We start from the raw sequence: 25837 nt of genomic DNA on the forward strand, positions 1-25837 counted from the left end.
CCAGTATATTTGATATAAACCGAGAACCATGAAAACCTATCTTTTTGCCCTAGCTTTAATCGGAACCTTACCTCTAACCGCCCAAGATCATTCACATACAGGCGCAAAACCGTTCAACTATCCGAACATTGAAGGGTATCAAACCCTAAAAACAGATTTGCATATTCACACCGTATTTTCCGATGGAAAAGTGTGGCCCAACATACGTGTGCAAGAGGCGCTGCGCGAAAATTTGGATGCCATTTCCTTAACGGAACACTTGGAATACCAACCCCATTTGAGCGATATTCCGCATCCGGACCGGAACCGATCTTTTGATATTGCTATGCAGGAAGCCAAAGATCATGATCTATTGATTATTCACGGATCGGAGATTACCCGTTCCGCTCCCATTGGACACAATAATGCTGTTTTTATAAAGGATGCCAACAAATTAAGGGCAAAAGACGGACTCACACCCTTTAACGAAGCCAAAAAACAAGGGGCCTTTGTATTTTGGAACCACCCCGCTTGGTACGCCCAAAATCCGGACGGGAATCCCGTACTAAGCGATTTTCAAAAAGAACGGATACAAAACGGGGAATTACATGGTATAGAGGTGATCAACTCGGTGGATTATGCAGAGGAATCCCTAACCTTGGCCTTGGAACAGAACTTAACGATCATGGGCACCAGCGACATTCACGAACTCATAGATTGGGACTACACCGAAAAAGGAAAACAACGCCCTATTACCCTAGTTTTTGCAAAGGAGCGAAGCATAAAAAGCATGCAAGAGGCTTTATTTGCAGGAAGAACGGTGGCGGTTTACAATGACTTGTTGGTAGGAAAGGCCGAATTTTTGAATCCGCTGATTAAAGCGAGTATTGAGGTGAAATCCGCTACATATATTAACAATACTCAAATATTGGAAGTTGAGCTGGAAAATGTATCTAGCAGTCCCCTGCTCTTTCAAAACGAAATGGACTACAGTTTTTACAGCAGTTCTCCAGTTTTTGAAATTCCACCCGTGGGAAAATATACCCTGCGTATCAAAACCTTGGAAGAAAAAGAAAGCATCGATTTAAAGCTAAAAGCCATTGGTACATTTACCGCACCAAAGGTATCACCCGTTATCGAGTGGAATATATCCGTTGAAAAGTAATCCTTAAACTTTTTTGACATCAAACTATATTATTCTCAGAAATTTAATTTAACTTTGAATTTCAAAGTACTTTTAAATGGAATCAAAAAAATATTTGGACGACCTTTCCAGTATCAAGGATTTAATGAGTCGTTCTTCGCGGTTTATTTCCCTTAGCGGACTTTCGGGAATCATGGCAGGATTGTATGCACTTGCAGGAGCCACGATAACATATGTCTTTCTGCTCCCTAAAAACGGGGAAGTTCTAACCCTGCACAGCTGGAATTTTAAAATTATCCTTGGTATTCTAATTGCCGTGGCAACACTAAGTGTAATTACCGCTTTCCTCCTAACCTCTAAAAAAGCCAAGAAAAACAAGGAGAACATCTGGGATGCTACTACCAAGCGATTATTGGTCAGTTTTCTAGTGCCGCTAGTAGCCGGTGGCATTTATATTCTCATTAAACTAAGTAGTCAGCATTACGGCCTTACAGGTTCTTTAATGCTTATTTTTTACGGACTTGCATTGATCAATGCCTCTAAATATACTATCAGCAACATACAATATTTAGGATACGCAGAGCTTATTCTTGGATTGATATGTGCAGCCCTCCCCGGTTACGGATTTTGGTTTTGGATTTTAGGTTTTGGCGTATTCCACATCATTTACGGTAGCTTGATCTATTTTAAGGAGGAAAAAGCCTAACATGGGGTTAATAGACAACATAAACAAGTTATTTGACCATCGTATCCGTTTGGGGATGATGTCTATTTTGGTGGTCAATGATGACGTAGATTTTACCAGATTAAAAGAATTGTTGGACGTAACGGACGGCAACCTTGCAAGCCACACCAAAACTTTGGAAAAGGCAAATTATATACGGATAGAGAAGTCCTTCATCGGTAAAAAACCCAATACAAAATATAGCATTACCAAAGAAGGTAAACTAGCCTTTCAAAAACATATTGAAGCCCTCGAAAATTTAATACGAAAACAAACATAAAATTTTTTATCAATATACTTTGAAATTCAAAGTACTTTTAAATATTCAACAATGGAAACAATAAAAAAGAACAAAGGATTTGGCAACTGGATCAGAACAAGTATTACTGCAAGAATGCTCATGGTAGGCTTTCTCATATTGGTGTTGTTGATACCACTCATTTACATAAAGGAACTCATAAACGAACGCTCCCAAAGGCAAGAGGAAGTCGTCTCGGAAGTAGGCAATTTATGGGGAACGGAAGTCCTTTTGATGGGGCCCATATTAAAAATTCCCTATAAAACCTATACGGAATCTACCACCTACGATACGGAAACCAAGAAAGGAATTACCAAACGTAAGACCCATATTAACTACGCTTATTTTTTACCTGATAATCTAAACATTGACGCACATGTGGACGCTATTAAAAAAGAAAGGGGAATCTATGAAACATCTGTTTTTTCAAGTGAAATGGCTATTGAAGGTACTTTTGGTATTCCCGATTTTAAACAGAAAGATGTACTACCTGAAGATGTGGTTTGGGAAAAAGCTACCATCCTCATAAGAAGTTCTAACCTTAAAGGCATTAAAAATCAGATTGAGATGCAGTTGGGAGATGAAACGACCTCCTTTTTACCCAGATACAAGGACCAACAAAACCAATCTTACTTAACGGGTTTCGTACCCATGCACGAATTGGAGAGTCCGTTTTTAGCTGATGGTGCACTCCCTAAAACAAAAGCCGTTACTTTTAATACCGCTATTACCATGAACGGGAGTTCCAAGATTAGATTCGTTCCTGTAGGAAAACAAACAAAATTGCACATGACCAGCAACTGGAAAGATCCTAGTTTTACGGGGAATTTCCTACCAGAGGAAGATGAAGAAAAAAGTGTGACCTCGGAAGGTTTTGTGGCCAATTGGAACATTTTACAAATCAACCGCCAGTTTGAACAGTCTTTCTTTGGTTCCCTGCCGGATTTAAAGGAATTCTCATTTGGAACCGAACTTTTTGTACCTGTTGATGAATATCAAAAAAGTGAACGCTCGGCAAAATATGGCTATCTGGTCATAGCCCTAACTTTTCTAGTTTTCTTTTTGATACAGACCATTAGCAAAATAAACATCCATGCTTTTCAGTATCTCATGATAGGGATTGCTTTGCTGATGTTTTACACCTTATTGATATCCATATCGGAACACCAAAATTTCTTAAAAGCCTACCTAGTTGCTAGTGCGGCGGTCATTGGTTTAATTACCCTGTATTCCAAGAGCATTCTAAAACATAGAAAATTCATTCTACTCATTTTCGGGTCATTAGCCGCCTTGTACTCTTTTATTTTTGTAATTATTCAATTGGAAAGTTATGCACTGTTAGTGGGGAGTATTGGATTGTTTATTATCCTAGCTATTGTAATGTTCGCATCACGGAAAATAGATTGGAGTTCGGGTGCTTAATTTAATTTAAACCAGAAAGGTGTCTAAGCTTAGTTTTAGACACCTTTATAAAACAAGAGTAATGATATTAACCGATCATACTTCACAACAGCTCAGTACAGGGGCCGTAGCACTTACTTTATTTTCAACAATTTTAGGAGGGCACCTCACAGCAAGTTACCTGCTATACCTACCCGATCCCGATGTGGTCGCTATTTTTATGAAAATCGTAGTGGGTGTCGTACTGCTGAATATAATATATTTTCTGATTTGCTTTTCCGCGCTGTTGACCAACATTCCAAATAAACCACTGATACTTAAAGCTGGCTTATTTATGGGAATTAATATTCCTATAGCCATAGGGTATTTAATCATTGTACTATCGTACACTGAATTAATTCATTGATTAACAAATTCTATAATTTCTATATGATATTGGCGCCATATAGTAAGTTCCAGCACTAATTTACTAGGATGCTTTGTCCGGAATTTGCAAGAAATAGCTTTTCTAAAGATTAAAAAATCTACGTACAACAAGTCCAATTATTATAACGACAGCCCAAAACAGACAACCTAATTGTTTTACTTCTGTTGCCTGCTTGGCTTTTTTGCGAAATCCATATTTTTCGAAACGTTCATATTCAGAAGCAGAAAAATGATTCTCTCTCCAGCTCGGCGAAGGAGTTACAAAGGGCAAAAAGAAAAAAGAAAACCATTCGTCTCGAGTCAATGGCTCATCTTTTCTCTTTTCCGCGTATTGCTGATATTTCAAATATTCTGATTCCGCAATTCCAAGTTCTTCATCGCTTAAATTTCGTTTCCTCAATTCCGTTTTAGCTGAATCAACCAACATACCGTCTTTCTCCGTTTTTATGCAGTATAAGAGTTCTACATTGGTATATCGGTTTATTTTTTTATCGGTCATTAACAACAGGTTTTTTGTAGAAAATATTACTACTTACTCCTTCCCATTCACAAAATCCTGCAAATAACTATACCGTTCGGTCAATTTACCGTTTTGTGTCATTCTTGCTCTGTGCAGCACTCCATTCTTGTCGTCGTTAAAAAATGCGGGGATTACGTTTTTTAAAAAAGCGGCTCCAAAACCCACACTGGCATCCCTAGGTAATTCGCAAGGGAGGTTATCCACTGCCATTACGGCGATGGCATCAGGATTTTTAAAATCGATCTCGGATTCTGATTTTGGGTTGTAGCCGTATATGGGGTCTGCGATTGTTGAGGGTTTAATGGTGGTTGCTACGGGGCCATCAATATCACAACTGATATCAGCTACCACTTTTATTTTAAATTCGGGATGTTTAGCGTCTTCTCTTGTGTATAGATAAGGTGCTCCTTGTCCATAAAAATGTCCGGCAATGTAGAAGTCGGTCACTTTGGTGAATCTAAAAAAGTTGGACTTATACTGTTCCGGGTTGGCGAAGAAGTCGCCCTTATTTCCTCGTAAACCATCCTTACGCTTGTTGTATTCCGACGCATCTATTTGACAGTACACCGGCTCTTTAAAATCCTCTTGTAAATACTCGGTAACGTTTACGCGCCGCATACCCATCCCATCCAGCATTTCGCGAGAGCCATTGCCCACTCGTCCCCTACCTGTCAACAATACCTTGATGTTGGGGAGTTTTATTTTTTTCAATTCGGAGATGAGTTCTTGCTGATCTGAAAGTGTTTCTGCTTTGGGCAAATCATAAGTACCGTACTTTAATCCGTAGGCCCTAAAACCGTTATATGCACCTACGATTCCCGCATAGCGCCCAAAGGCTACTACACGTTGTTCATTCTCGTTGGTAATCACTTCGTGATCGTATAATTCGATGTTCTTATCAAGTATTGCCTGAAGCAAATCCCTGTTATAAGGTTGTTTTTTTATGGTATGAGAGAAAAAGAAGTATTTTTTATTGGGTATTAGATTTTCGATAGGCACTTCCTTTACACCAATTAGCACATCACATTCTTCCATTTTAGAGGCTACGGTGAGTCCTGCTTTTTTGTAAGCATCATCGGAAAATGCCCTAATAGTCGAGGGTTCTACTATTATCTTAGCATTTTTATGTTTGGAAAGGACTTTTTGACATGCCTCTGGCGACAGTACCACCCTACGGTCTGGTGGATTCTTACGCTCTCTGATGATTCCGAACTTCATGTTTGTTCTTTTGGTATAATATTTGACCTTAAATGTAGTGGGATTTGCATAGGCTCACAAGTTTTTGTTAGCTTTGCTGCCCGCGTTAGGGATAGCGGCAAGTACCGTGTACTGCCAAAAGCCCGACCCTTTTGTAAAAAGGGTAACGCAAAACCTTAAAAAGTACTTTAAGGTTAAGTTCATTTACATATTGGGGCCGACTGGTTTTGACAGCGAGACCAATGGCATTGTAAGCATGTCGAGCGCTGGGATATAGCTCGTAAATCTCATATTTCACACTTTTAATTGGCGAAAACAATTACGCTCTTGCCGCATAATCTGAATTATAGTAGGATTTGCCTCGTCCCTACCAGGTAGGGAAGCGAGATGTTCCTGGGTAGCCCTTGTTGATGGCGACCCATTTAGGAGCACCAGAAAAGTCAACATAAGGTTGTTGTTCGCTTTGGCAATAACACTAAAACTTAAGAAGCTAAGCGTTTGTTAGGCCGTTTCCGGTCAGGCCTGCGTCGAAAATTAAGCGGAAACTAAACATGTAGAAAGCACTGACGTTGCTTGTTTGGACGAGGGTTCGAATCCCTCCGGCTCCACGATCACTCACAACTGTGGAGTGACTTAAAATATAAAATCCCATCAAGTGTACTTGTTTGGGATTTTTGTTTTTAGGCACCAAGGCTATTTTTAGCCTTGACAGTTATATTCGCAGTACGAAAGCCACAGGAAACAACGTAGTTAATCCCCTCCGGCTCCACTTCTAAAACCACCTTCATGTGGTTTTTTTCGTTACACCTGTTGGGTTCAAAGTAAACAACCTCTGATTAGCATGTGAAGAATTCAAAGGAAATTTAACTTAGGTTTAAACGCAAGCGTCGAATCATTTAAACCTTGCCCGACTGCCAAAAGACCGTATAAAACAGAATACTTATTTTCTATTTACTGCTCTTATCAAAAAATTGGAAATAGCCCCTTGGTTACTTTGGTATAGCTCTAAGTACTTCTCCCAATTTTGTTTACTAGCGTTTACTTCCCTCACATGAAGTTGAACGGTTTGTAAAATCTTCATCTTAGGAATTACTTGATATTGAATTTGTTTAATTTCTTCACTAAAAGGGACACTCCTATTATCTAAAAGGATTGGGTTTAAGTGAAATTCTTGAGCCTTATCATCTCCATCAAAATAATAAAAACTAAGATCCAGAATATAATTAATTCTATTCTTTGGAGAACTTAACTTGGCCATCGAATAATTCAAGGTATATGACTGTAATCCCATATAATAATAGCCTTCAGCATTTTCAACGGCACCAATTGCGAACTCAAAACTATTTAGCACTTGTTTTTTCTTTTTTTCATCCATACCTATACGTGAAAAAACGAGTTTACTCTTAGGGTCTAAAGAATTAAAACGACCAGAGGAATCAAAGAGGGAACAGGTAGCGAAGTATTCCTTATTAAAATTATCCGGATTGTAAAATAGTTTAGAAGCACCATCTACCAGTATAGGAATTAAATTGGCAACCATTTTACTGAAGCCAAAGGAATATGAATCTTGGTTATCAAAATCTTCACGCACAAAATCTAAATTTGAGCTAATATTTTCAAATTTAGACTTCTGAATAGTTTTATTGGAAATACTATAATAATCAGACCTTAAAGCCTGTGCTTCAGAAGCATAACACCCAAAAAGGACTAAACCTATTGAAAATAGTAGATTTTTAACATTCATCTTTAAAATTTTAAAAACTAATGAACCGTAATTTAACTAAAAATCGTATTTCTTTTCTAAAGCATACCTTAGAAGCTCTCCTTTTCCTTTAAGGCCTAATATTCGTGTCATATTTTTTCGATGCGTATCTACCGTATGTAGGCCTATAAAAAGTTCATCACCGATTTCCCTTGAGGTCTTACCTTGAGCAATTAATTTTAATATTTCTTTTTGCCGACGTGTCAGTACCCCTTTTTCCGATTTTTTCTTCAACCCATCAAAACTAGCTACCGTAATATTGGCATCATAATAGGCTTTACCATTAGCCAAACTGACGATGGCTTCTAAAACTTCTTTTAATGGCGTATTCTTAAGGATATAACCTGTTGCTCCTGCATTTATCATTTGATTTACCGCTTCATCTTGATCAAACATTGTAAAAGCCAGTACCTTTATTTCCGGAAATTCCTTTTTTATGATCTCCGTTGCTTGAATTCCATCCATTTTCGGCATACGGATGTCGGTTATAACAACATCGGGACGTTTTAAACGCACTAAGTTCACTAAGTCCGCTCCGTCGTTCGCTGTTCCAACAATACTTATATTTTCCTCATATTTTAACAGTAGCTTCATCCCATCTATTAAAGATTGGTGGTCTTCTGCAATGGCTATTCTTATCATATTGGTATATCTATAATTACTACTGTTCCTTTCGTGAGTTCCGATTCTATATCCAGGCTTCCTTGTAAATGGGCTATACGTTTATCAATACTTTTAAGACCCATTCCTTTTTCCGTATTCGTTATTTGATGGGTTTCAAACCCTTTTCCGTTATCCTCTACCAGGACATTTAAGGTATCTCCATGATTGGTAATATGAATATTAACCTCTGTAGCCTCGGCATGTTTAATTACATTAGTCAACAGTTCTTGTATGATACGGAACAAAGTGAGTTCCATACTGTTCTCTAAACGTGTATCCAAACCATGGTCGGACACCGACACCTCTAAGCCTTTAACGATAGAAATTTTCTCTGCCATTTGGTTTACAGCTTGTAGCAAACCTTGTTTTGCCATTAAACCAGAGTTTTTGGCATGAGCAATAGCTCTTATTTTACCATAGGCTTCGTCTATTAACTCCTCCGTTTTAGAAAAGGTTTCTAAATTTCCTTTTTTCTCCTTTGCCTCTAAGGAATTGAACTGAAGCTTTACGGCCGCCATAAGGCTACCCAAGTCATCATGTAATTCATCGGCAACGCGCTGCCGCTCTTTCTCCTGACCCAACACCATGGCATCTATAGTTACCAGTTCCTGCTCCTTTAACATATTAGAAACCTTTTGCACCTCCAAAGCTTTTTGTTGCTCGGCCAAAAGTTGTTTACGCTTACTGTTTTTATTGATCAAAACGCCAATTATGGTTCCGGTCACCAGCAGAAGTCCTAAAAGAATAGCCCAGTTTCGATTTCTAATATTACTGGATTCCAATTCTAATTTATCCAGTTTTAGTCTGTCGGTTTGGTTTTGCACAGTCAATATTGATGATTCCAAGGTATTGTTCTTATACCCCAACTCATACTCGATATCTACGGATTTTCGTAAGTAATAATAGGAGGAGTCATAATTCTCCTCTTTTTCGAATATTGCCGCTGCCAACCTATAATTATAAAAAGTATCCCTTAACTTTTTTGAAGCTTGAGCAGCTATTTTAAGATAATTTTTAGCTTTAGATAATTGTTTGTTTTCCATATGTAATGCCGCTAATTGCCACGCGACATCTCCCCTAAAATCTTTTTGCCAATCATGTCTAGAAGCTAGACTATCCGACTTGACAAAAAAGCTTTTTGACTTATTAAAATTCTCCTCGATCTTATAATAAATTCCTTTCTCATAATAGTATTTGGGGTAGAGTGAATGTGATTTAGGGAAAAAATTAAAAATTGAATCTAATTTTTCAATATAGCTGTAATACTGAGAATCTACCCCTTCTAGGTCATCATCACCTTTGCTCGAGAAAACCAAGCTATAAATGACTATTAAAGCATCATCTGTTTGATCTGACTTGAGCTCAACAAATCGTTCTAAATAGGGTTCAAACTGTTTACTGCCAATAAATATTTCGGAACGGAACAAATCTAACAAAGCAATTAAAGCAGCCTTTTCTAAAACCGTATTATTTATCTCATAACCTAATTTTAGTGCTAACGAGAACCGTTTAAATGCCTCAAGATTATTCTGCTTGGTTCCGTAGGTATACTTATAACCTAGAATTAAATTCTTAACAAATCTTAAATAATCACTGTCATCCTCTCTTAGGGTGGGGATTTTGTTAATATCCGAAGATTTAGTGGATAACAAGAGGGCTAAATTGTAGAGTGACTCGCGTAAATTTTCATCATTTACATGAGCAGCTACTTTTTGAGCTTCTACAAAATCTTGATTTTTAGTTAAATCAAAAAACACTTCAATATCAGACGCATGTAAACTTAGGTTCTGTACAAGAAGGAAAAAGAAAAATCTAGCCCATTTATACATTTAAAAAACAACTTTATTATAACTCTCTTTACATCGTCTACCCGGCATAGCAAATGCTTCTTCATTTTTATATAGTTGCGCTTCCTCAGTTCTTCGATCATAATCTTCCTTTCTAACCACCAGATAGGCATCTTTATAGAAAAATTCAAAATCAAAGGCCTTTCCATTATCCGGTTTACATGCCATCCGCCCGTCCCTCATTAATACCGGTTTACCATTGGCATCAAGCTCTGGAAACATAGGGTTTAATATTCTTTCCGAATGTAAGTAACTATCCTTTTCAAAATGAATATTACGTAACACATCCTCATTTAAAGAATAGGTGTTTTTATCACTTAGTGCGCGGGTATAAATCTTAAATGTGAGTCCGTCCAAAGCCCTAGTCGCTGAGACAATAATAGAGTCTATTCCAATGAAATAAGTTGGTTTGTAATTTACTATTTCAAAATTAACCTTCTTCAACGTCTTGTAGTCAGATCCCATAGTAGATTCGGCCACCTCAATAGAGGCGTAAATCCCATAATTGGTCTGGTAATTCTGGCCCGCCATAATTAATTGTAAGCGACTATCATTTAAATCTATCGTGGAACTGTAAGCTTGCGCTGGATTATTTTCAATTTTATTGATAACAATTTTTTGTTTTGCTCCAATAGGAAGGGTCTTTCCCTGAGCCAATAATAAAAAGGGGATTAAAAATAATAATACGCTTGATAGGGTAGCTTTTTTTAAATTTATCATTTTGAACAATGTTTTTGGTTTCATTTCAAAGCTCTTAAAAGTATTCTCTTTTTAGAATACCCAATAGGCGGTATTTTCTTAAAAGATATAAAAATAGGTCTAAACCGGTCGCACCACTTCAAAATATACCCAGAACTAGGTATTGTTATAACATATCTTACATACTACTTTCAGTCTATTAAAAGCAACTACGACTTAGTATGCGCCCTCCAATAAAATCAAACACTACAACTAATGCATATCATTTCATGATAAACGAAGAAAGAGATAAAAAGGTAGAATTAGACTATTTACGTGACCTAGGAGAAAGAAAAATTAGATCTTTGAAAACCGCTTACGAACTTACGGAGAGTGAACTCGTTCTTATTCTAAGGCTTCATAGCAAAAAACAGATATACGGCAATACTATCATCAATAAGTTACTTGATAAATAAATACGGGATACAACCCTTCAGTGAAGTTGTGTTTTGAACTCGGGGGAACTAGAAATGTACTAGAAGTGGAGGGTTTAATTCCAATTATGAAAAAAATTTGCAAATAGACTATATACTATTGTCTTAATTTTAGGTACATACAAAAACCACGGTAAATTAGGTCTCCTCATAGTAAATAGCTGAACATCGTTCTATTCCAACAAAATGCTTACTATTGCGCCCTCACAGGACCAAACTCTAATTAGAGATGAATCTTCTGTCAAACCAATAACTAAATCCTCCAAGTCCTTACCCAAGACAGTATTTTCTATGGTAGAAATCACATTGATCCCTTCGTATAAATTAGCATTTGTACAACCAGCTCCACAATTATCGTCTATAGTAATCGTAGCCTTAGTATAACCAACCAATCCATCTATATCAATTTCAAGCGTGCCTCCAAATAGAGCTATGGACGGAGCTGTATTTCCACTCCCCGAGGTAAAGCCTAAAGAAATATTGTCGTTCCAACGGCATGTACCGATCTCTAAGCTACAACCACCTTCATTTTCACTTAGACCTACAAAACTTAGCTTTACCCCATCTACTTCACGAGTTTGATTACAATCCGTAAAAAAGTCCTCCGTGAAATTAATCACAATTGGGTCAAAGTTGTCGATTCCGTCTTTGTCATCATTATTATTGGAGCAAAGTGACAATGGCAGAGCTACCAGCATAAGAATTACTGATTTGGCACTAAAAATAAATGATCGCATCCTTAAATTTTTATTTTAATATTTCTGTTGTTCAATTAATTCTAGGCTTATTCCATGCCATTATCCCCTTTCAATTATTAAAACTTATCACAATATTTCCATCCATTGGAAGTTTTTTTCATATTTAAGTCATCTATCCAAAATTCATTAGCGTCCTTTCTAGAAAAAACAGAGAAAGGAGTTATGTCAACAGCCCTATACTGTACTTTTACTTTAGCGGAGTTCATGGCGGGTATCTCCTGTACTTCCAATACTTTGTCCACCTCATATTTATATGCTCTCGCCACTGCTAAATTTCCTTTTTCAGGTATTTGCTCCATGAAAGGCAATGATTTTTCATTAAGCTTAATACTATACTCCTTTGTTCCCTTTCTCCAACCTGTAGTAAACTCTCTCAATAACTCCATCTGCAGATAGCCCTCTAATTCTAACTGTACGTATTTAGATAAAAGTTCTTGATCATAATCCTTTTTAGTAAATGTTGCTTTACCAATGGCAATACTGGATTTTCTGATTTCAGGTTCAGCTTCCAAGCATTCTGAAATTATATTTTCAGCTTTAGAATTACTTAAATTATCAGAACCACATGATAGGACCATAATAGCCAAAAAGGTGAGGATAATAGTATTTTTCATTTTAAAAAATTAAGTTTAATATTTCTCTTGTCTAACTTTTAAAAGATATAGTAAGTCAGGACTATTACTGATCGCTGTAAACTTTTCGTTAATTACTAATGCTTTTTCCTTTTCTATATTCTATATAGCGGTTACCGGTTTCGCCGGACTCGTTTGAAAATATAATCCCCTTAAAATAATCTACTCGATAATCTCCTTTAGCCCTGAACCATAAAGTTTCTATATTATTGGACTCAAACTCCTCAGAAAGAGCAATTAGGTCTGAATCTCCACGAAGATTAAAGAGCAACTCTTCGCCATCAATTTTTATTCCACGAAGACTAACTTCTCTTGCTCCATTTCTAATCAAATAACGTAACTGCAAAAGCATTCTATAATCAACATATTGATACATTGGTATTGAGGTTGGCTCATCATAGGAAAAGACATCATCTTCTGTAAAATAAACAATACCGTTGAGCGTGCTTGAAAAATCGAATCCATTGTGCCCCGTTGCAAAAAAACCTGCAGAGGAAAAGGCAAAACCTTCTACATACCTACTACCTAAAAGGTAGGTTTCTATCCTAATACTGTTATCTTTGGTTACAAAAAGGGTACCCCCACTCTTTTTTGTAATATAATAATCAGACTGAAGCATAACGGCATCTAAAGAATCATAATTCCAGCCTTTCTTGTAATTTACCGTTGAAAATGATTTTAGATTCTCATCTATAGTTTTTTTTCTTGCAATTTCCATTAGAATTTCAAGCTCTTCCTGGGCATCCGTAGCGCCAAATTCACCAATTACATTCGATGTTCCATAAGAGAATATAGAAATATTTGCCCCCGGATAATAAAAGTCGTTCCATTGATAACCTATAACGGAATTGATGAATGCTGGTGTCTGCCTAATTCTATCTAGCTCAACAAGTGTTACACCAGCGTTATCCGAATTTTCAGAGTTATTGGAATTATCAGAGTCTATAAGTTCTGACTCACAACCCGTAAGTAGCATAATGGTAAAAAGAACAAAGAATACTTTTTTCACGATTGTATTATTTTATATGTTAATCTATTTTATTACAAACGATTAAATGACATAATCTCAAGTCCAAAAAACAATAACCATTTAAGGTTAATGAAATGTATATTAGTATTTAAACCAAAGTTCTAGGAGCTAATTATTAAAGAACCAAGTAATCATCATAAAACTCGATCCAAACCTTTCTATTCTTTTTTGTAAACTTCCCATCTAAGTGCTGGTTATTTTTATCTCTATCTTCAGCAGCGCCTAACTGAAATGAATCAAGAATAACACGGAACTCTACTTTACTAGAACTATTGATTTGTTGAACTTGCTTTTTTGTTATACGGTACCTGGCATTAGCAACAGAACTTTGGTTCATCATATCATAATCTGTATTGTATGACCCATCCGTAGTAAGATCTAAGCGCCCATCATCTAATAGGAATATTAAAGATTCGCCTTCCATAACTCGAACAAAAAGGTCATTATTGGCCTCAACTTTAAATAATATAGCCAGCTCATAACTACCGTCTTTTAAAACATGCTTTTCTAAATTCATAAACGTATTGAAAGTAACCGCATCCCCACCAAAAATTAGATTACCGAGGGCATTACTTCCTGATAGCTCTGAGAAGACTTTATTTCCTTTCATCTGATAGGTTGTAGTACCTTCAAACTTATCCGATGTTTCATTCACACTTACCCCAAAGAGTTGTTTAAAAACACTTTGTTTTTTTCGCTCTTGGCCAGCACTATTAAAGTTTATAGCTATTAAAATGCAAACAAATATTGCTGTTCTGGATTTCATGTTTTACTGCTAATTGATTTTCTGTAAACATACTAGCAGAGGTAGGCTTTTTTTTACGGCATACCGTAATCCCTTTAAATGTTTGTAATTTATCGACGAAAGACAATTAAAATAGGTTAAAGTGTTTAATTTTTGTAAGAAAGACCTGATGCATCAACTAGAGCTAATGAGGTATTTTTTACGGGTTTCCGTAATTACTTGTATATCAATCCTAAAATGATAACATTGTAAAAGTATTTTAAACGAAAACCTATCGATTATGAGATTAGTATTAACCTTATCTACCCTTCTAATGTTGTTATTCATTCCTTTGAACGCTCAAGATTTTGATACCCAACTAGAAAAACTGGCGGAGGGTCTCTCTCAAAAAATAAGTGCCAAGGGAAAAACAAAAATTGCGGTATGGGGGTTTTTTACCGAAAACGGGGAAAGAACCGCGCTTGGGAATTACTTAACTGAAGATTTTTCCGTTTATATGACCAATTTTGGAGATAAATTTGAAGTTGTAGACAGAAATCATTTAGATGTTCTCTTAAAAGAACATCAATTGAACGCGGAAGGATACATCGACGAGAGCACCGCCAAAGAACTCGGTAAAATTGTTGCTGTAGATGTTATTATTACAGGAACCTATACGGTACTTAATTCAATCGTTAAAGTTCGTGCCAAAGCCCTAGACTCCGAAACTGCTTCACAATTTGCAGCGAATATGGGGAGTCTTCCCTTAAATGAAAATATTGCTTCTTACCTAGGGGTAAGTGTAAATGGCGGAAACTCAACGAACAGGGGATTCAACACTTCCTTAAACTCAAACGAAACCATTAACAACCCTAAGACTGTCGATGATGATTGTGAAAAATTTAGTACGGGCGATTTTTGCTTTTCAAACACTATGGGCGAAAAAGTTATAATTAAAATAGTGCATTATCCCGATGCTACATATAAGTACAGGAAAAAACAAAAGGTAATGACCCTTGCGGCTGGCGAAAGTAAATGCTTTTATACACTACCTGGAAGACCTTTTTTATACTACCTCGCTACTTGGAAAAATTTTACGAATCCAGATAAAATGAAAGGTGCAGAAAGTTTTTTGTCCAATGGAGGTTTTGCCAAATACTTAAAGGATAAAGGCGAACTTAGGGTAGAAACATGTAAATCTAAAACGTATACGATAAAATAGCGCATGAGGCATAAAACTTACTTTTGTATTTTAGTTATTCTTCCATTCCTGATAAGTGCCCAAGATTTTGATTCTAAATTAGAAGTATTGGCCCAATCTATTGCTGAAAAACTAAATCAAAAAGAAAAAACTAAGGTAGCTATCTGGGGCTTCATTTCTGAAAGTAAGGAGCATGAAAATCTCGAAGAAGTACTTATAGAAGATTTCTCTATTTATCTTATGAACAATGCTAAAAGTTTTGGTATCGTAGATAGGGTGCACCTACATCATATTATTAAAGAATACGGGTTACAGGCAGAGGGTTATATAGACGAAAAAACAACAAAAAAATTAGGTAAATTTATTGCTGCCGAAGCAATAATAATTGGCTCTTACACCATTTTGGAGTCTGAAATAAAAGTAAGGGCCAGAGTCCTTGATACGGAAACCGCACTTCAAATCGCCGGGGCTATTGAAACTCTTCCTATGGATGAGAATATTGCAAAACTACTTGGAAAATTATGACCATTAAAAACCTATTCTTTTCAATGCGTTATGTTTGGCTCCTTCCTTATTATCACCAACGGCCACCCCTGTCCTGTCCATTGATTTTGAGTAGGACTTCATCCGTTCACCAGTGGTTTTATTATATGCATCAAAATATAAGCTTACGGCACAACTAGTTCCACCACGGGAATTGGAAAAATACGAATAACTTATCTTTCCTACGCATATAAGCTCCGTGTTAGCTGAAGTTTCTAAATTACCTAAAAGTAATTCTTCCTTTGAAAAGCCCTTTGGTATGCCTTTTAAAGCATATTCTTTAAAAAATAAATCACCTACAAGTCTACTTATTCGTACATCCAACCCATTATCATCAAAAATATATACGCTCGCAGTATTAGGTATTGGATTATCTTTAGCCTTTTCCTTACCCGACAATGAATCAACATAAGGTACACCATCATCATCCCCTTCTTTAATTTTAGTTGAATCTAAGGTTACCTTTTGCTCATTACGCCTTTTAGAATTTAACCTAGACTCTTTCTTATTTCCTATTATAAACTCTGCAATTTTAAAAATAGCTAGTGTTATAAGTAGCAACTTCAGTAGCAAACCTAGTTTGCTCTTTATAATCTGTTCTTTCTTTAAATTCATTAGAAGCTCTTATAACAAATCATCCAAAACCTCATCATCCATTAACAAATCCTCATCAAAGAAACTACCCAAGATAATCTGGTCATCAAACAAGGCATATTTAACAGGAATTATAAACAGTCCAAAAGAGCCTAAATTTTTGTATAAAACTTTAGCTCTCTTATACTGTTTCATGGTTTCCAGTAATTCTCTTTGAAGAAAATTTAAAAAATCCAAGGATAATTTTTCATTACTATATTGTGTCTTTATACTTTTAACGTTGTGTTGAGTAGATAACAAGTTTTCAATAAAACCATCGTTAGCGTCTATGAACTGTTCAATTTTAGAGATTCGCTTTTCAATTCCCAAAAGCTTCTCCGGGAGCTTAGGAAAAACCATCTCAACAATGGCGTCCTTAGGAGGGTTTTTTAAAATATAAGCTTTAATATCTTTTCTATACTTCTCTCCAAAATCGCGAAATGAAATAGTTCCATCTTCCTGATCTATATGGTAACTAACAAAAACTTTTAAAGATTCAACATCGGGGTTATATGCCTTCTCTACAGTACTATTACGGATTGCCTCAATATATTTTAAATTTCTATCGATAGTTTTACGAAAATTATTGCTTTCACCATCAAGCACCGTAACGTAGTAATCCTCTATAAGTTTTTTAGTTTTTAAGATACTTTTTTTGCTGGCATCAATAGGAAAAATTTTTTCCATTAGGTACAGATAGGTTTCAAAATCTTCCTTGGTCATCTTTTGTTTGGCCATACCCAAATTTAAAAATTAAGGGCAACAAAAAAAATTAGATAATATACAGACAGTAAAGTGAAGTCTTAAGACTTCACTTTACTGTCCAAAATATTCCTGTACTCTTTCTTTACTTTGTTATGTAATTATATCGTAAGACGTTTCGAAACAGATAATTACAACGAGAGGCCTCTCATTTTTTAGATGAATTAATAACAATTAAATCAAAAAAGATGAGAAATTTAGTAAGATTAGTATTGATGAGTTTTGTTTTAGTAACAGCCATAACTTCGTGCTCTAAGGATTTAGCCGAAGATGAAATATTTATTAAGACCGAAGCTACCGAAGGAGATACAGGTTCAGATGATGACAAACCAGACAATTAAATGAGTTACAGTGGCGGCCATGTTTATACAAGGCCGTCCTTTTTTGATATATTTACGAAAAACTATATCAGTGCGCATTCTAATACCCTTAACCTTCTTATTGTTAACAATTAGCTGCGATTTCTCTTCCAAAAAGAGTATTAGTAAAAATCAACAGATTTTATCGGAATCACTGAGAATATTCAAACAAGCAACAAATGATAGCTTAACCGTTTTTGAGAGAAGAGTATTAATTGATAGCGCTTTAAATTTTGATAACCTTAGCGACTCTTTAAGAACTCACGTACTCTATTCCAAGTGTAACATTCATTATTTACTTAAAGAATATGATAGTGTATTTATATACGGAGAGCGCCTAATAAAGCTAAGCGAAGAGATACAGCACTACGGACCCGCAGGAAAATATTATCATCTACTTGCCTATTACTACACAAAAAACCATGCTGATCTAGAAAAAGCATATCTCTATCATAACCGTGCCAAAAATCAATTTAAATTAGTTAATGATAGTCTGCAGGTGGGTCGGCGATTAATTAGTATTGCCGCGATTCAGCAAAAACAAAACGATTTTTTCGGGAGTAAAGAGACTTTGACCGAAGCATTGGGCTATTTAGAAGGTATCAATAACCAAGTATATTTGGCTTCTGCATTTAATGAATTGGCTACTAACCATAGAAAACTACTCAATAATTCTGACGCTGTTGATTATTATTTAAAAGCAATTAAAATTACTCCCTCTAATAACAATAAGTTAAGATACAAGAATAATCTCGCCACTACATATATAGATAATAAGGATTATAATAAAGCTATTATCTTATTAGAATCAGTTTTTAAGAACGTTTCCCTAAAAAAGCAGCCAATAGAATTTGCCAGAGTCTTAGATAATCTTACCTATGCAAGATGGTTAAACCTCGAAATAAAAACACCTGAGGATTTTAAAGAAGCCCTAGACATTCGAAAAGAAAAGAGTGATAAGCGGGGACAAATATCAAGTTACACCCATTTAGGGGAATACTATTCCAAAAATCAACCCTTAAAAGCTGAGTCCTACCTAGACACTGTAATACAACTATCACAAGAATTAAAAATACCAAAAGCAGAAACAGATGCTCTCCAATTTTTAATGAAAATAAAACCAAAGAACACTCCTCTAAGGGAGCGATATATTTTCTTAAAAGATAGCATGTACACCAATGAATTGAGAGTAAAAACCCAGTTCGCAAAAATGAAATATGATGACGAGCAAGAAAAGGAACAAATACTCCGACTAAAGACGGAAACCGCTCAAAAAAGGGCAGAACTTGCGGAGCAAAGGACTCAAAAAATAATACTTATCTCCTTTATTAGTTTTCTACTCCTAGGTGGTTCATTTTTATTTTATCTAACTCGCCAAAAACATAAAAAGGAAAAGTTGCTCGAGATTTATAATACCGAAAAACGAATAAGTAGAGATCTCCACGATGGGCTAGCGAATGATGTCTTTGGAGTAATGACCAAATTACAAAATCTTGAAATTGGTGATGACAAACTTTTGGAGCACTTGGAAGACATTTACCAAACAACTAGACAAATATCCCATGAAAACGCATCTATCAGAACAGGTGAAGAATTCAAGGATGAACTCTATACACTAATAGCTAATTATCAAGACAAAAAAACATCCATATTACTGAAAGGAATAAGCACCATTAATTGGAAAATGATAGAAGAAGATAAATGCGTTGCTTTACATCGTATTATTAAAGAGCTGCTCGTAAATATGAAAAAACATGCCATGGCAAGCTTGGTTTCTTTACAATTTAAAAATTCTAGCAATAAAATTTTTATAACCTACAGGGACAATGGTATAGGTTTTAATCCAGATATTTCAAAAGGGATAGGACTCAAGAATACGGAAAACCGTATTATTTCAGTTGGCGGTACCATTACCTTTGAAACTAAACAAGGATCAGGGTCGGAAATAATAATCTCAATGCCCTTTTCGGTTTAGCCCACGTTATGTTCAAAAAAGTATTGGTAGTGGAAGATTTAGATACCGTCGGTTATGGGATTTCCATGATGCTACAACAAGATCTAAATGTAAAAGAAGTGGTGCTAACCCAATACTGTGATGATGCTTATTTAAAGTTTCAATCAGCGCTAAAGAACAACAGTCCTTTTGAACTTTTAATAACCGATCTTTCATTTCAAAAAGATCATAGGCCATCAAACATTAAATCGGGTAAGGCTTTAATAGAGAAAGTGAGGGAGAACAATCAAGACATACCTATTGTCATCTGTTCTGTTGAAGAAAAACCGGATATGATAAAAAGATTTATACGTAAAAACGAGATATCGGCATATGTTCTAAAAGGAAGATATGGACTAAAAGATTTAAGGGAAGCTGTTATTTCCGTTTTTAAAGGAAAACAGTTTTTATCCCACAAAATAGCTCAACTTTCAAAAGGCTCCAATATTTTTGAAATTGAAGATTATGATGTTTCCCTTTTGAGATATCTATCCAATGGGCTTACACAAGACCAGATATCAGATTTATTTAACACAAAGGGAGTATCTCCAAGTAGTTTAAGTTCAATTGAAAAAAGATTGAATAAACTCAAGGATATACTACAAGCCAATAATAACGTTCAGTTGGTTGCAAATGCTAAAGATATAGGGCTAATCTGATTCCTTTCTATCAAATTTCTTACAAACAGAATTCCAGTAAAAAAATATCGGAATTAAAATACTGGATTACGGTAAACCGTAAAATCTAGAAAGTGCTAATTCCTATGTTTGATAACCTTACAATTTTTCTCAAGTTTAGACAGAATTTTGTAGTACAACCAAAAACAATCATTAAAAAGAATATGTCCAGATGTCCATAGCAAAGCGCAGACCATTAAGGTCTTTCCTCCTATTTATTCTGTTATTTAAATATGCCTTAATTCCAGTTCTTGCTCAAGAAAAAAAATTACTGCGAAAAGGAGACTTCACTTCAGAAATAAAAGATTTCAAAAGAAGTTCCCTGCTAACCCTTATGATTGAAACTCCCGAAAAAGAGCAACTTAAAAGCATTAAAAATGCTTTTAAGAAAACAAGTATTTCTAAAAAATTTAATGAACATGAGGTTGGGGTTTCTTTCTTAACTATTAATGGGGAAGCCAAGGACCAATCCTACACTATTCAACAAAGACTAAAAGAATTAGATCTAGCAAAAAAACTTATCGCTAAATGGTTCAACAGAACTAAAAATGGCACTTTTGATGTAGCACTCATAAAAGAAAGAGGCCTATATAACGCAAGTGCTTTTGATATTCAGATTGCTAAAAACACTTTACGGGGCAATGCAATGTTAGCGGATGCTGGGGAACATCTTATTGCAAATACCTTCGTAGTTGTTAACGATTACAAGTACACTAATAAAGAGGAGGTAGTTTCAAAGTCCAAAAATATACTCAGTGATATCTCCTTACTTATTGGAAACAAATCATCCAGTAATGTCGTAATGGCTGCCGATGCCTTTGGTAAAGGTTATGTTATAAAAACAACTTCCTATTTGTATAGATTAGTATGGGATGAAGAAACATCCAATACATTTTATGAAACTTTTTGGACAACCAAAAAAAACTATGACGAAGCAAAAGTAAAAGCGTTTAATGAAACTGATATTTTCCGTTTGGAATATATTGGAAAACAAGATTCTTGGTCCGATGTGCAATCTACTAAATATACCTCAAAGACAGATGCGCAACTTATTGAAAGAGCCACTATAAAGGCAAGTGACGCCTCACTCTCTAAGCTAGAACGCAAATTTGAAGTTTTTAGAACGAAGACCGCTTTGATAGGTGTAGAACCCCTTGCCGCTGAAATAGGTCTAAAGGAAGGATTGGTAAAAGGAGATAAATTTGAAGTTCTAGAACAGGTGCTATTAGAAAACGGAACCATTGACTATAAAAAAATAACGGAAATTACAGTTGATCACAATCAAATCTGGGATAACTCTTATTTACCCGAAGAGATTCCCGCGTCTGACATTGACTTTACAGTATTTAAAGGAAATTCAAAAAAACTATATCCTGGTATGTTAATTCGATTCAAAAAAAATCAAAATCTATTTAAATGAACATCAAATATTCTGTAAAGATTATAACACTTTGCCTTTACCTAAGTTCATATACATTTATGAATGCACAAAGAAGACAAAAACTTGCGGACAAGGATACCTATGAATGGGAATATGACATTCAGTGTTATGGGAGCACCGCCAGGCAAGGACATAAACTAGTAAAAGTATGGTCTTATTCAAAAGAAAAAAGTATCGCCACATTACAAGCCAAAAAGAATGCGGTACATGGTATTATATTTAAAGGCTACGCTGGTGAAGGTCGCGTCTGTAAGTTTTCCGACCCACTGATGAATAAAGAATTAACGGACAAGGAATATAAAGACTTTTTTAAAAATTTCTTTTTAGATGATGGCGATTTTAATCGTTTTGTTACCCAAGCTACCGACCACAAAGGAGCTATAGAGGTACAAAAGCTTATGAAAAATAAAAAAGAAAAGAAAGAAAAATTCCATCAATATAAAATTGGTGTAGTGGTTAATGTGGCATCTAATGCTTTACGTAAACATTTAGAAAAAGAAGGAATAATTAATTCATTATCAAATGGCTTTTAGTATGCAAAAATCTCCAATAAAGATTACGATAATCTTTTTTCTTATAGTTTCCTCCCTCTTTGCTCAAAAAGCAAAAAAGCCAACTTTAATGGTAGTACCAAGTGATGCTTGGTGCTTTCAAAATGGCTATTTCAAAACCTTTGACAATCAAGGAATAAGCACTAAAGTATCTGATTATAAAAGAGCCTTACAGGAGAATACCGATTTACTATTGGTGATAAGTAAGCTGAACGGATTAATGGCAGAAAGGGACTTTCCCCTTAAAAATTTAGAAACTGTACTTAAGGGTTTGGAAAACTCGAGAGCTCTAGACCTAGTCAGAACTTCTAGGGATACCGGGGCATCAGTGGCTGAATCTCCAGTCGATGAAATTATAAAAACAGCCAAAGCGGATATCATCATTCAATTAACTTATACGTTAAACAGTAAAGGTCCAAAAAAATCAATAACATATAATTTACAAGGCTTAGACTCCTACTCATACAAACAAGTAGCTACGGCTGCGGATACGGGAGACCCCTCTTTTAGTACAGAATTACCGGTACTTCTTGAAGAAGCCGTTTTACGAAATATGGATGAATTCACCAATAGTCTACAAAATCACTTTCAAGATATGTTCCAAAACGGTAGAGAGGTTACATTACAAATTTTAACCTGGGATGATTGGGAAGGTGACCTAGATGAACTAGCCTATGAAATAGAGGACTGGTTAGATGAAAAAACAGTTGAAGGGCGTTTTTCTACCACAGATGTAACGAGTACCTATGCAAAATTTGACCAAATAAGGATGCCACTATTCAATGAAAGGGGGCGAGCAATGGCCGCTCGTAACTTTTTCAGGGATTTAAGCAAGAAATTGAGTGGACCCGACTATAATATTCCAAATAAAATAGCTACTGAAGGATTGGGAAAAGTAAGTCTCATTATTGGTGGCAAATAAACGAAAGATGAAAAAGTTAATATACATTATAGCACTATTCTCAGGAATGGTGTTAAGCGCTCAAGACAATAATGATATCTTATTAGGAGTATATGTTCCTGAACAAATAGAACATATTCCAAACAATGCAAAAAATCTATTGCATACACGTATGTTGCAATTAGTTACGGCAAACGGAATTAGTGGAAACCAGTTTAAGCCTCGTTTTTTTTTAATTCCCAAAATTACAGTCTTAGACAAGGAAATTTTAGGTACCGCGCCTACTAAAGTAATTCTAAATCTAGAATTGAGCTTACTGGTGGGAGACATAGAAAAAGGTAACGGTAATGTCTTCCAGACAGAGTTTGTTACACTTAAGGGAATAGGTCAAAATGAACAAAAAGCCTATATGTCGGCTATAAAAACACTAAGACCTAAAAATCCAAAAATTATTGATTTCTTGGATAGTACCAAAAAGGAAATCATTGCTTATTATGAGCAACATTGCGATGAAGTAAAAAAGAAGGCCAATTCTTTAAAGGCTCAAGATGAGATGGAAGAAGCAGTAATTACTTTAGCGAATATTCCGATTTCAACTGATTGCTACGCTAAAAATGAAAAAGATATTGGAAATTTTTATCAAAAGGCTCTAGATGAAAAATGTAAGAGACAACTTAATGAAGCTAGGTCTATTTGGTATGCTAATCAGTCTGTAGAAGGTGCTCAAAAAGCTGGTGAAATTTTGGCCGAAATAGAGCCAAGGGCTTGGTGTAAGGATGAACTAAATAAACTATATGATGAAATTGCTAATCGTGTAAAAGAAATAAGCAACAAGGAATGGGATTTAACCTTGAAAATTGTAGACACAAAAATAAAAGCAACGGAATATTCAAGAGAGCTTTTAATGGAATATATAAAAAACCAACCGACAAGAAGAATTAGATATAATGTGAGGAGCTGGTATTAATCATAACTAGATTACGCTAATTACATATCTCAAATCTACTTAAATGTTTATTACGAACAACTTTCAGAAAAGTTCCTTAAGAGTAATCCTACAAACCATGGGAATCCTAACCCCGTAAATACGTATTTCAACGAAAAAACTCCATTATTACCGAGCCCTACGGCTTACCGTAATAAAAATTTAGTGCATTTCATAGGTTTGAAAATCAATAAAATCCAACCGAATGAAAAAAACTACCCTACTTTTTACGATCCTGTTGTTCCTAATATATTCCTGCTCTCCATTAGAGGAAGCAAAGGACACATTAGATGCCGCAGAGTGCACTGCTACGCTAATTAGACTTAGTAATAATGAAGATGATTTAAGCTGTTCTGAACTTGTCCAAGAATTAGAAAGACTAGAAAGGAATTGTCGTGAATTTCTTGATGAAGAAACCGAAGCTAGCATTGCCTTAGTAAAACAGTCCTGTGAAGATAATTGATATTTCATATAACCATAAAACCAATAAGAGATGAAAAAAATTACTTTTACCTTACTACTATTATTAGTAGTATGTTCCGGAATACACGCCCAAAACGTAATTACAATAGATAATTCTACAGGAAGTAACGCACAATTCAATGACTTACAAACGGCGATAGCTTCAGCCTCAAGTGGAGATATCTTATACGTTCATCCGTCAGAAACTAATTACGGAAACATAGAAGTTGACAAGCCTTTGACATTGATAGGCTTTTCGCATAGTTCAGCAGATAAACAAACCTTAATAACAGACCTTACTTTAAGTTCCAATGCATCAAATGTTACCGTTACTGGTTTTCGCATTACAGATGATTTATTTATAGCTAACGGCACGCCCATTAATAATGTGGTGCTAGAAAATAATCGTTTTGAAAGTTCTATGGTCATCAATAATGGTGGAGTAGATAATTTGGTAGTAAGAGGAAATGTAATTAATACCATGGGGAGTGGCTCAAGTACAGGCGATACATTTACCAATACCCTAATCACAAATAATCTTTTTTACGGCTCTGGCTTACGATTAAGATTTCATGAATCTGTGACCGTAAAGAATAATATTTTCTTAACATCAGATGTATTCAATAGTAGAGAGGAAACTGGTAATGTAACCGTTCAAAATTGCATATTTATTGGTAATACCAGTGGTACTGCAAATTTTAATGATGATGGTGTGTTCTTTGAAAATTGTCTTGCTTACAACAGGTCTTCTGGAAATACCGAGGCATTGGTAGGCACTAATAATATTGTAAATATAGACCCCCTTTTTACAGAGGATAATGATAATGCAAATTTTGACGCACTCTTGGATAATTACATTCTACAACCATCGTCGCCAGGTATAGCCTCCGGGGTAAATGGAGAAAACATAGGTATATTCGATGGCGGGAATTTCACTTTTAACAATATTGGACTTACTAACGGAATCCCGACCGTAAACATAGATGCCATCAGTACTACCGTAGCTCCAGGCCAAAATCTGAATGTAATTATTAGCACTACAAATAACTAGA

29 protein-coding genes and 1 other RNA gene are annotated in these 25837 nt (G+C 35.5%); 18 read left to right on the forward strand and 12 right to left on the reverse strand.

All coding sequences use genetic code 11. The features are described 5' to 3' along the window. Window positions 1-28: 28 nt before the first annotated feature. The 5 genes from SJY09_RS08980 to SJY09_RS09000 all read left to right on the forward strand — a co-directional run bounded on the left by SJY09_RS08980 (window position 29) and on the right by SJY09_RS09000 (window position 3952). Window positions 29-1144: an Sb-PDE family phosphodiesterase gene (locus SJY09_RS08980; RefSeq protein ID WP_396635392.1), complete on the forward strand. Its 1116-nt coding sequence runs from the start codon at window positions 29-31 to the stop codon at window positions 1142-1144. A 76-nt stretch (window positions 1145-1220) separates the two neighbouring features. Further along, window positions 1221-1829 (forward strand): hypothetical protein, encoded by a 609-nt coding sequence (locus tag SJY09_RS08985; RefSeq protein WP_396635393.1) that lies wholly within the window; start codon window positions 1221-1223, stop codon window positions 1827-1829. Between the two features lies 1 nt (window position 1830). After that, complete coding sequence (locus SJY09_RS08990) at window positions 1831-2127, forward strand: winged helix-turn-helix domain-containing protein (RefSeq protein WP_396635394.1); 297 nt, start codon at window positions 1831-1833, stop codon at window positions 2125-2127. Window positions 2128-2178: 51 nt separating this feature from the next. Then, window positions 2179-3567 (forward strand): cell envelope integrity protein CreD, encoded by a 1389-nt coding sequence (gene creD / locus SJY09_RS08995; protein ID WP_396635395.1) that lies wholly within the window; start codon window positions 2179-2181, stop codon window positions 3565-3567. A 61-nt stretch (window positions 3568-3628) separates the two neighbouring features. Next, window positions 3629-3952 (forward strand): hypothetical protein, encoded by a 324-nt coding sequence (locus tag SJY09_RS09000; protein WP_396635396.1) that lies wholly within the window; start codon window positions 3629-3631, stop codon window positions 3950-3952. A 102-nt stretch (window positions 3953-4054) separates the two neighbouring features. Here the strand turns inward: SJY09_RS09000 and SJY09_RS09005 are convergent, their stop codons facing one another. Continuing rightward, window positions 4055-4471: a hypothetical protein gene (locus tag SJY09_RS09005; RefSeq protein WP_396635397.1), complete on the reverse strand. Its 417-nt coding sequence runs from the start codon at window positions 4469-4471 to the stop codon at window positions 4055-4057. Window positions 4472-4504: 33 nt separating this feature from the next. Continuing rightward, a complete protein-coding gene (locus SJY09_RS09010) occupies window positions 4505-5710 on the reverse strand; it encodes an NAD(P)-dependent oxidoreductase (RefSeq protein ID WP_396635398.1) in 1206 nt (401 codons plus the stop codon). 192 nt (window positions 5711-5902) lie between these two features. Between SJY09_RS09010 and ssrA the strand changes: the two genes are divergently transcribed. Further along, window positions 5903-6300: a transfer-messenger RNA gene (gene ssrA / locus SJY09_RS09015) on the forward strand. A gap of 329 nt (window positions 6301-6629) precedes the next feature. On the opposite strand, the gene SJY09_RS09020 is transcribed toward ssrA, so the two are convergent. The 4 genes from SJY09_RS09020 to SJY09_RS09035 are packed head-to-tail and all read right to left on the reverse strand — an operon-like array spanning window position 6630 to window position 10681. Beyond that, entirely contained in the window at window positions 6630-7433 is an 804-nt protein-coding gene (locus tag SJY09_RS09020; protein ID WP_396635399.1) for a hypothetical protein, read from the reverse strand. 36 nt (window positions 7434-7469) lie between these two features. After that, complete coding sequence (locus SJY09_RS09025) at window positions 7470-8093, reverse strand: response regulator (RefSeq protein WP_396635400.1); 624 nt, start codon at window positions 8091-8093, stop codon at window positions 7470-7472. After that, window positions 8090-9943, reverse strand: coding sequence for a sensor histidine kinase (locus SJY09_RS09030; RefSeq protein ID WP_396635401.1), 1854 nt, complete (start codon window positions 9941-9943; stop codon window positions 8090-8092). Before SJY09_RS09030 ends, SJY09_RS09025 begins: the two co-directional genes overlap by 4 nt. Further along, the gene (locus tag SJY09_RS09035; protein WP_396635402.1) at window positions 9944-10681 is read right to left on the reverse strand and encodes a hypothetical protein; all 738 of its coding nucleotides are present in this window, start codon (window positions 10679-10681) and stop codon (window positions 9944-9946) included. Between the two features lie 248 nt (window positions 10682-10929). Between SJY09_RS09035 and SJY09_RS09040 the strand changes: the two genes are divergently transcribed. Next, entirely contained in the window at window positions 10930-11115 is a 186-nt protein-coding gene (locus SJY09_RS09040; RefSeq protein WP_396635403.1) for a hypothetical protein, read from the forward strand. 191 nt (window positions 11116-11306) lie between these two features. On the opposite strand, the gene SJY09_RS09045 is transcribed toward SJY09_RS09040, so the two are convergent. From SJY09_RS09045 to SJY09_RS09060, 4 genes are all read right to left on the reverse strand, one after another. After that, a complete protein-coding gene (locus tag SJY09_RS09045; RefSeq protein WP_396635404.1) occupies window positions 11307-11870 on the reverse strand; it encodes a hypothetical protein in 564 nt (187 codons plus the stop codon). Window positions 11871-11947: 77 nt separating this feature from the next. Then, entirely contained in the window at window positions 11948-12505 is a 558-nt protein-coding gene (locus SJY09_RS09050; protein ID WP_396635405.1) for a hypothetical protein, read from the reverse strand. An 88-nt stretch (window positions 12506-12593) separates the two neighbouring features. Then, window positions 12594-13532 (reverse strand): hypothetical protein, encoded by a 939-nt coding sequence (locus SJY09_RS09055; protein WP_396635406.1) that lies wholly within the window; start codon window positions 13530-13532, stop codon window positions 12594-12596. Window positions 13533-13668: 136 nt separating this feature from the next. Further along, window positions 13669-14319, reverse strand: a complete 651-nt coding sequence (locus SJY09_RS09060; protein ID WP_396635407.1) for a hypothetical protein — start codon at window positions 14317-14319, stop codon at window positions 13669-13671. Window positions 14320-14578: 259 nt separating this feature from the next. Here SJY09_RS09060 and SJY09_RS09065 point away from each other — a divergent pair, with 259 nt between their 5' ends. Together SJY09_RS09065 and SJY09_RS09070 are read left to right on the forward strand one after the other, a co-directional pair. Next, window positions 14579-15499: a FlgO family outer membrane protein gene (locus tag SJY09_RS09065; RefSeq protein ID WP_396635408.1), complete on the forward strand. Its 921-nt coding sequence runs from the start codon at window positions 14579-14581 to the stop codon at window positions 15497-15499. A gap of 3 nt (window positions 15500-15502) precedes the next feature. Then, window positions 15503-16003 (forward strand): CsgG/HfaB family protein, encoded by a 501-nt coding sequence (locus tag SJY09_RS09070; protein WP_396635409.1) that lies wholly within the window; start codon window positions 15503-15505, stop codon window positions 16001-16003. A gap of 3 nt (window positions 16004-16006) precedes the next feature. On the opposite strand, the gene SJY09_RS09075 is transcribed toward SJY09_RS09070, so the two are convergent. Beyond that, a complete protein-coding gene (locus tag SJY09_RS09075) occupies window positions 16007-16636 on the reverse strand; it encodes a hypothetical protein (protein WP_396635410.1) in 630 nt (209 codons plus the stop codon). Window positions 16637-16645: 9 nt separating this feature from the next. Continuing rightward, window positions 16646-17392, reverse strand: a complete 747-nt coding sequence (locus SJY09_RS09080; RefSeq protein ID WP_396635411.1) for a hypothetical protein — start codon at window positions 17390-17392, stop codon at window positions 16646-16648. A gap of 212 nt (window positions 17393-17604) precedes the next feature. On the opposite strand from SJY09_RS09080, the gene SJY09_RS09085 reads away from it, so the two are divergent. The 9 genes from SJY09_RS09085 to SJY09_RS09125 all read left to right on the forward strand — a co-directional run bounded on the left by SJY09_RS09085 (window position 17605) and on the right by SJY09_RS09125 (window position 25836). Beyond that, window positions 17605-17757, forward strand: coding sequence for a hypothetical protein (locus tag SJY09_RS09085; RefSeq protein ID WP_396635412.1), 153 nt, complete (start codon window positions 17605-17607; stop codon window positions 17755-17757). Window positions 17758-17857: 100 nt separating this feature from the next. Beyond that, on the forward strand, window positions 17858-19750 hold the full coding sequence (locus SJY09_RS09090; RefSeq protein WP_396635413.1) for an ATP-binding protein: 1893 nt from the start codon (window positions 17858-17860) through the stop codon (window positions 19748-19750). 8 nt (window positions 19751-19758) lie between these two features. Then, window positions 19759-20427 (forward strand): DUF5932 domain-containing protein, encoded by a 669-nt coding sequence (locus SJY09_RS09095; protein WP_396635414.1) that lies wholly within the window; start codon window positions 19759-19761, stop codon window positions 20425-20427. A gap of 190 nt (window positions 20428-20617) precedes the next feature. Continuing rightward, the gene (locus tag SJY09_RS09100; RefSeq protein WP_396635415.1) at window positions 20618-21865 is read left to right on the forward strand and encodes a hypothetical protein; all 1248 of its coding nucleotides are present in this window, start codon (window positions 20618-20620) and stop codon (window positions 21863-21865) included. Then, window positions 21862-22419, forward strand: coding sequence for a hypothetical protein (locus tag SJY09_RS09105; RefSeq protein WP_396635416.1), 558 nt, complete (start codon window positions 21862-21864; stop codon window positions 22417-22419). The genes SJY09_RS09100 and SJY09_RS09105 overlap by 4 nt, the downstream gene beginning before the upstream one ends. Before the next feature lies 1 nt (window position 22420). Then, window positions 22421-23359 carry a DUF6175 family protein gene (locus SJY09_RS09110; protein WP_396635417.1) on the forward strand — a complete coding sequence of 313 codons (939 nt, stop codon included), beginning with the start codon at window positions 22421-22423 and terminating at the stop codon, window positions 23357-23359. Between the two features lie 7 nt (window positions 23360-23366). Beyond that, complete coding sequence (locus tag SJY09_RS09115; RefSeq protein WP_396635418.1) at window positions 23367-24305, forward strand: hypothetical protein; 939 nt, start codon at window positions 23367-23369, stop codon at window positions 24303-24305. 223 nt (window positions 24306-24528) lie between these two features. After that, on the forward strand, window positions 24529-24786 hold the full coding sequence (locus SJY09_RS09120; RefSeq protein ID WP_396635419.1) for a hypothetical protein: 258 nt from the start codon (window positions 24529-24531) through the stop codon (window positions 24784-24786). A gap of 30 nt (window positions 24787-24816) precedes the next feature. Next, complete coding sequence (locus tag SJY09_RS09125) at window positions 24817-25836, forward strand: hypothetical protein (protein WP_396635420.1); 1020 nt, start codon at window positions 24817-24819, stop codon at window positions 25834-25836. Window position 25837 lies beyond the last annotated feature (1 nt).

The sequence above is a fragment of the Maribacter sp. R77961 genome (genome assembly GCF_044594925.1).
Classification (GTDB): Bacteria; Bacteroidota; Bacteroidia; order Flavobacteriales; family Flavobacteriaceae; genus Maribacter.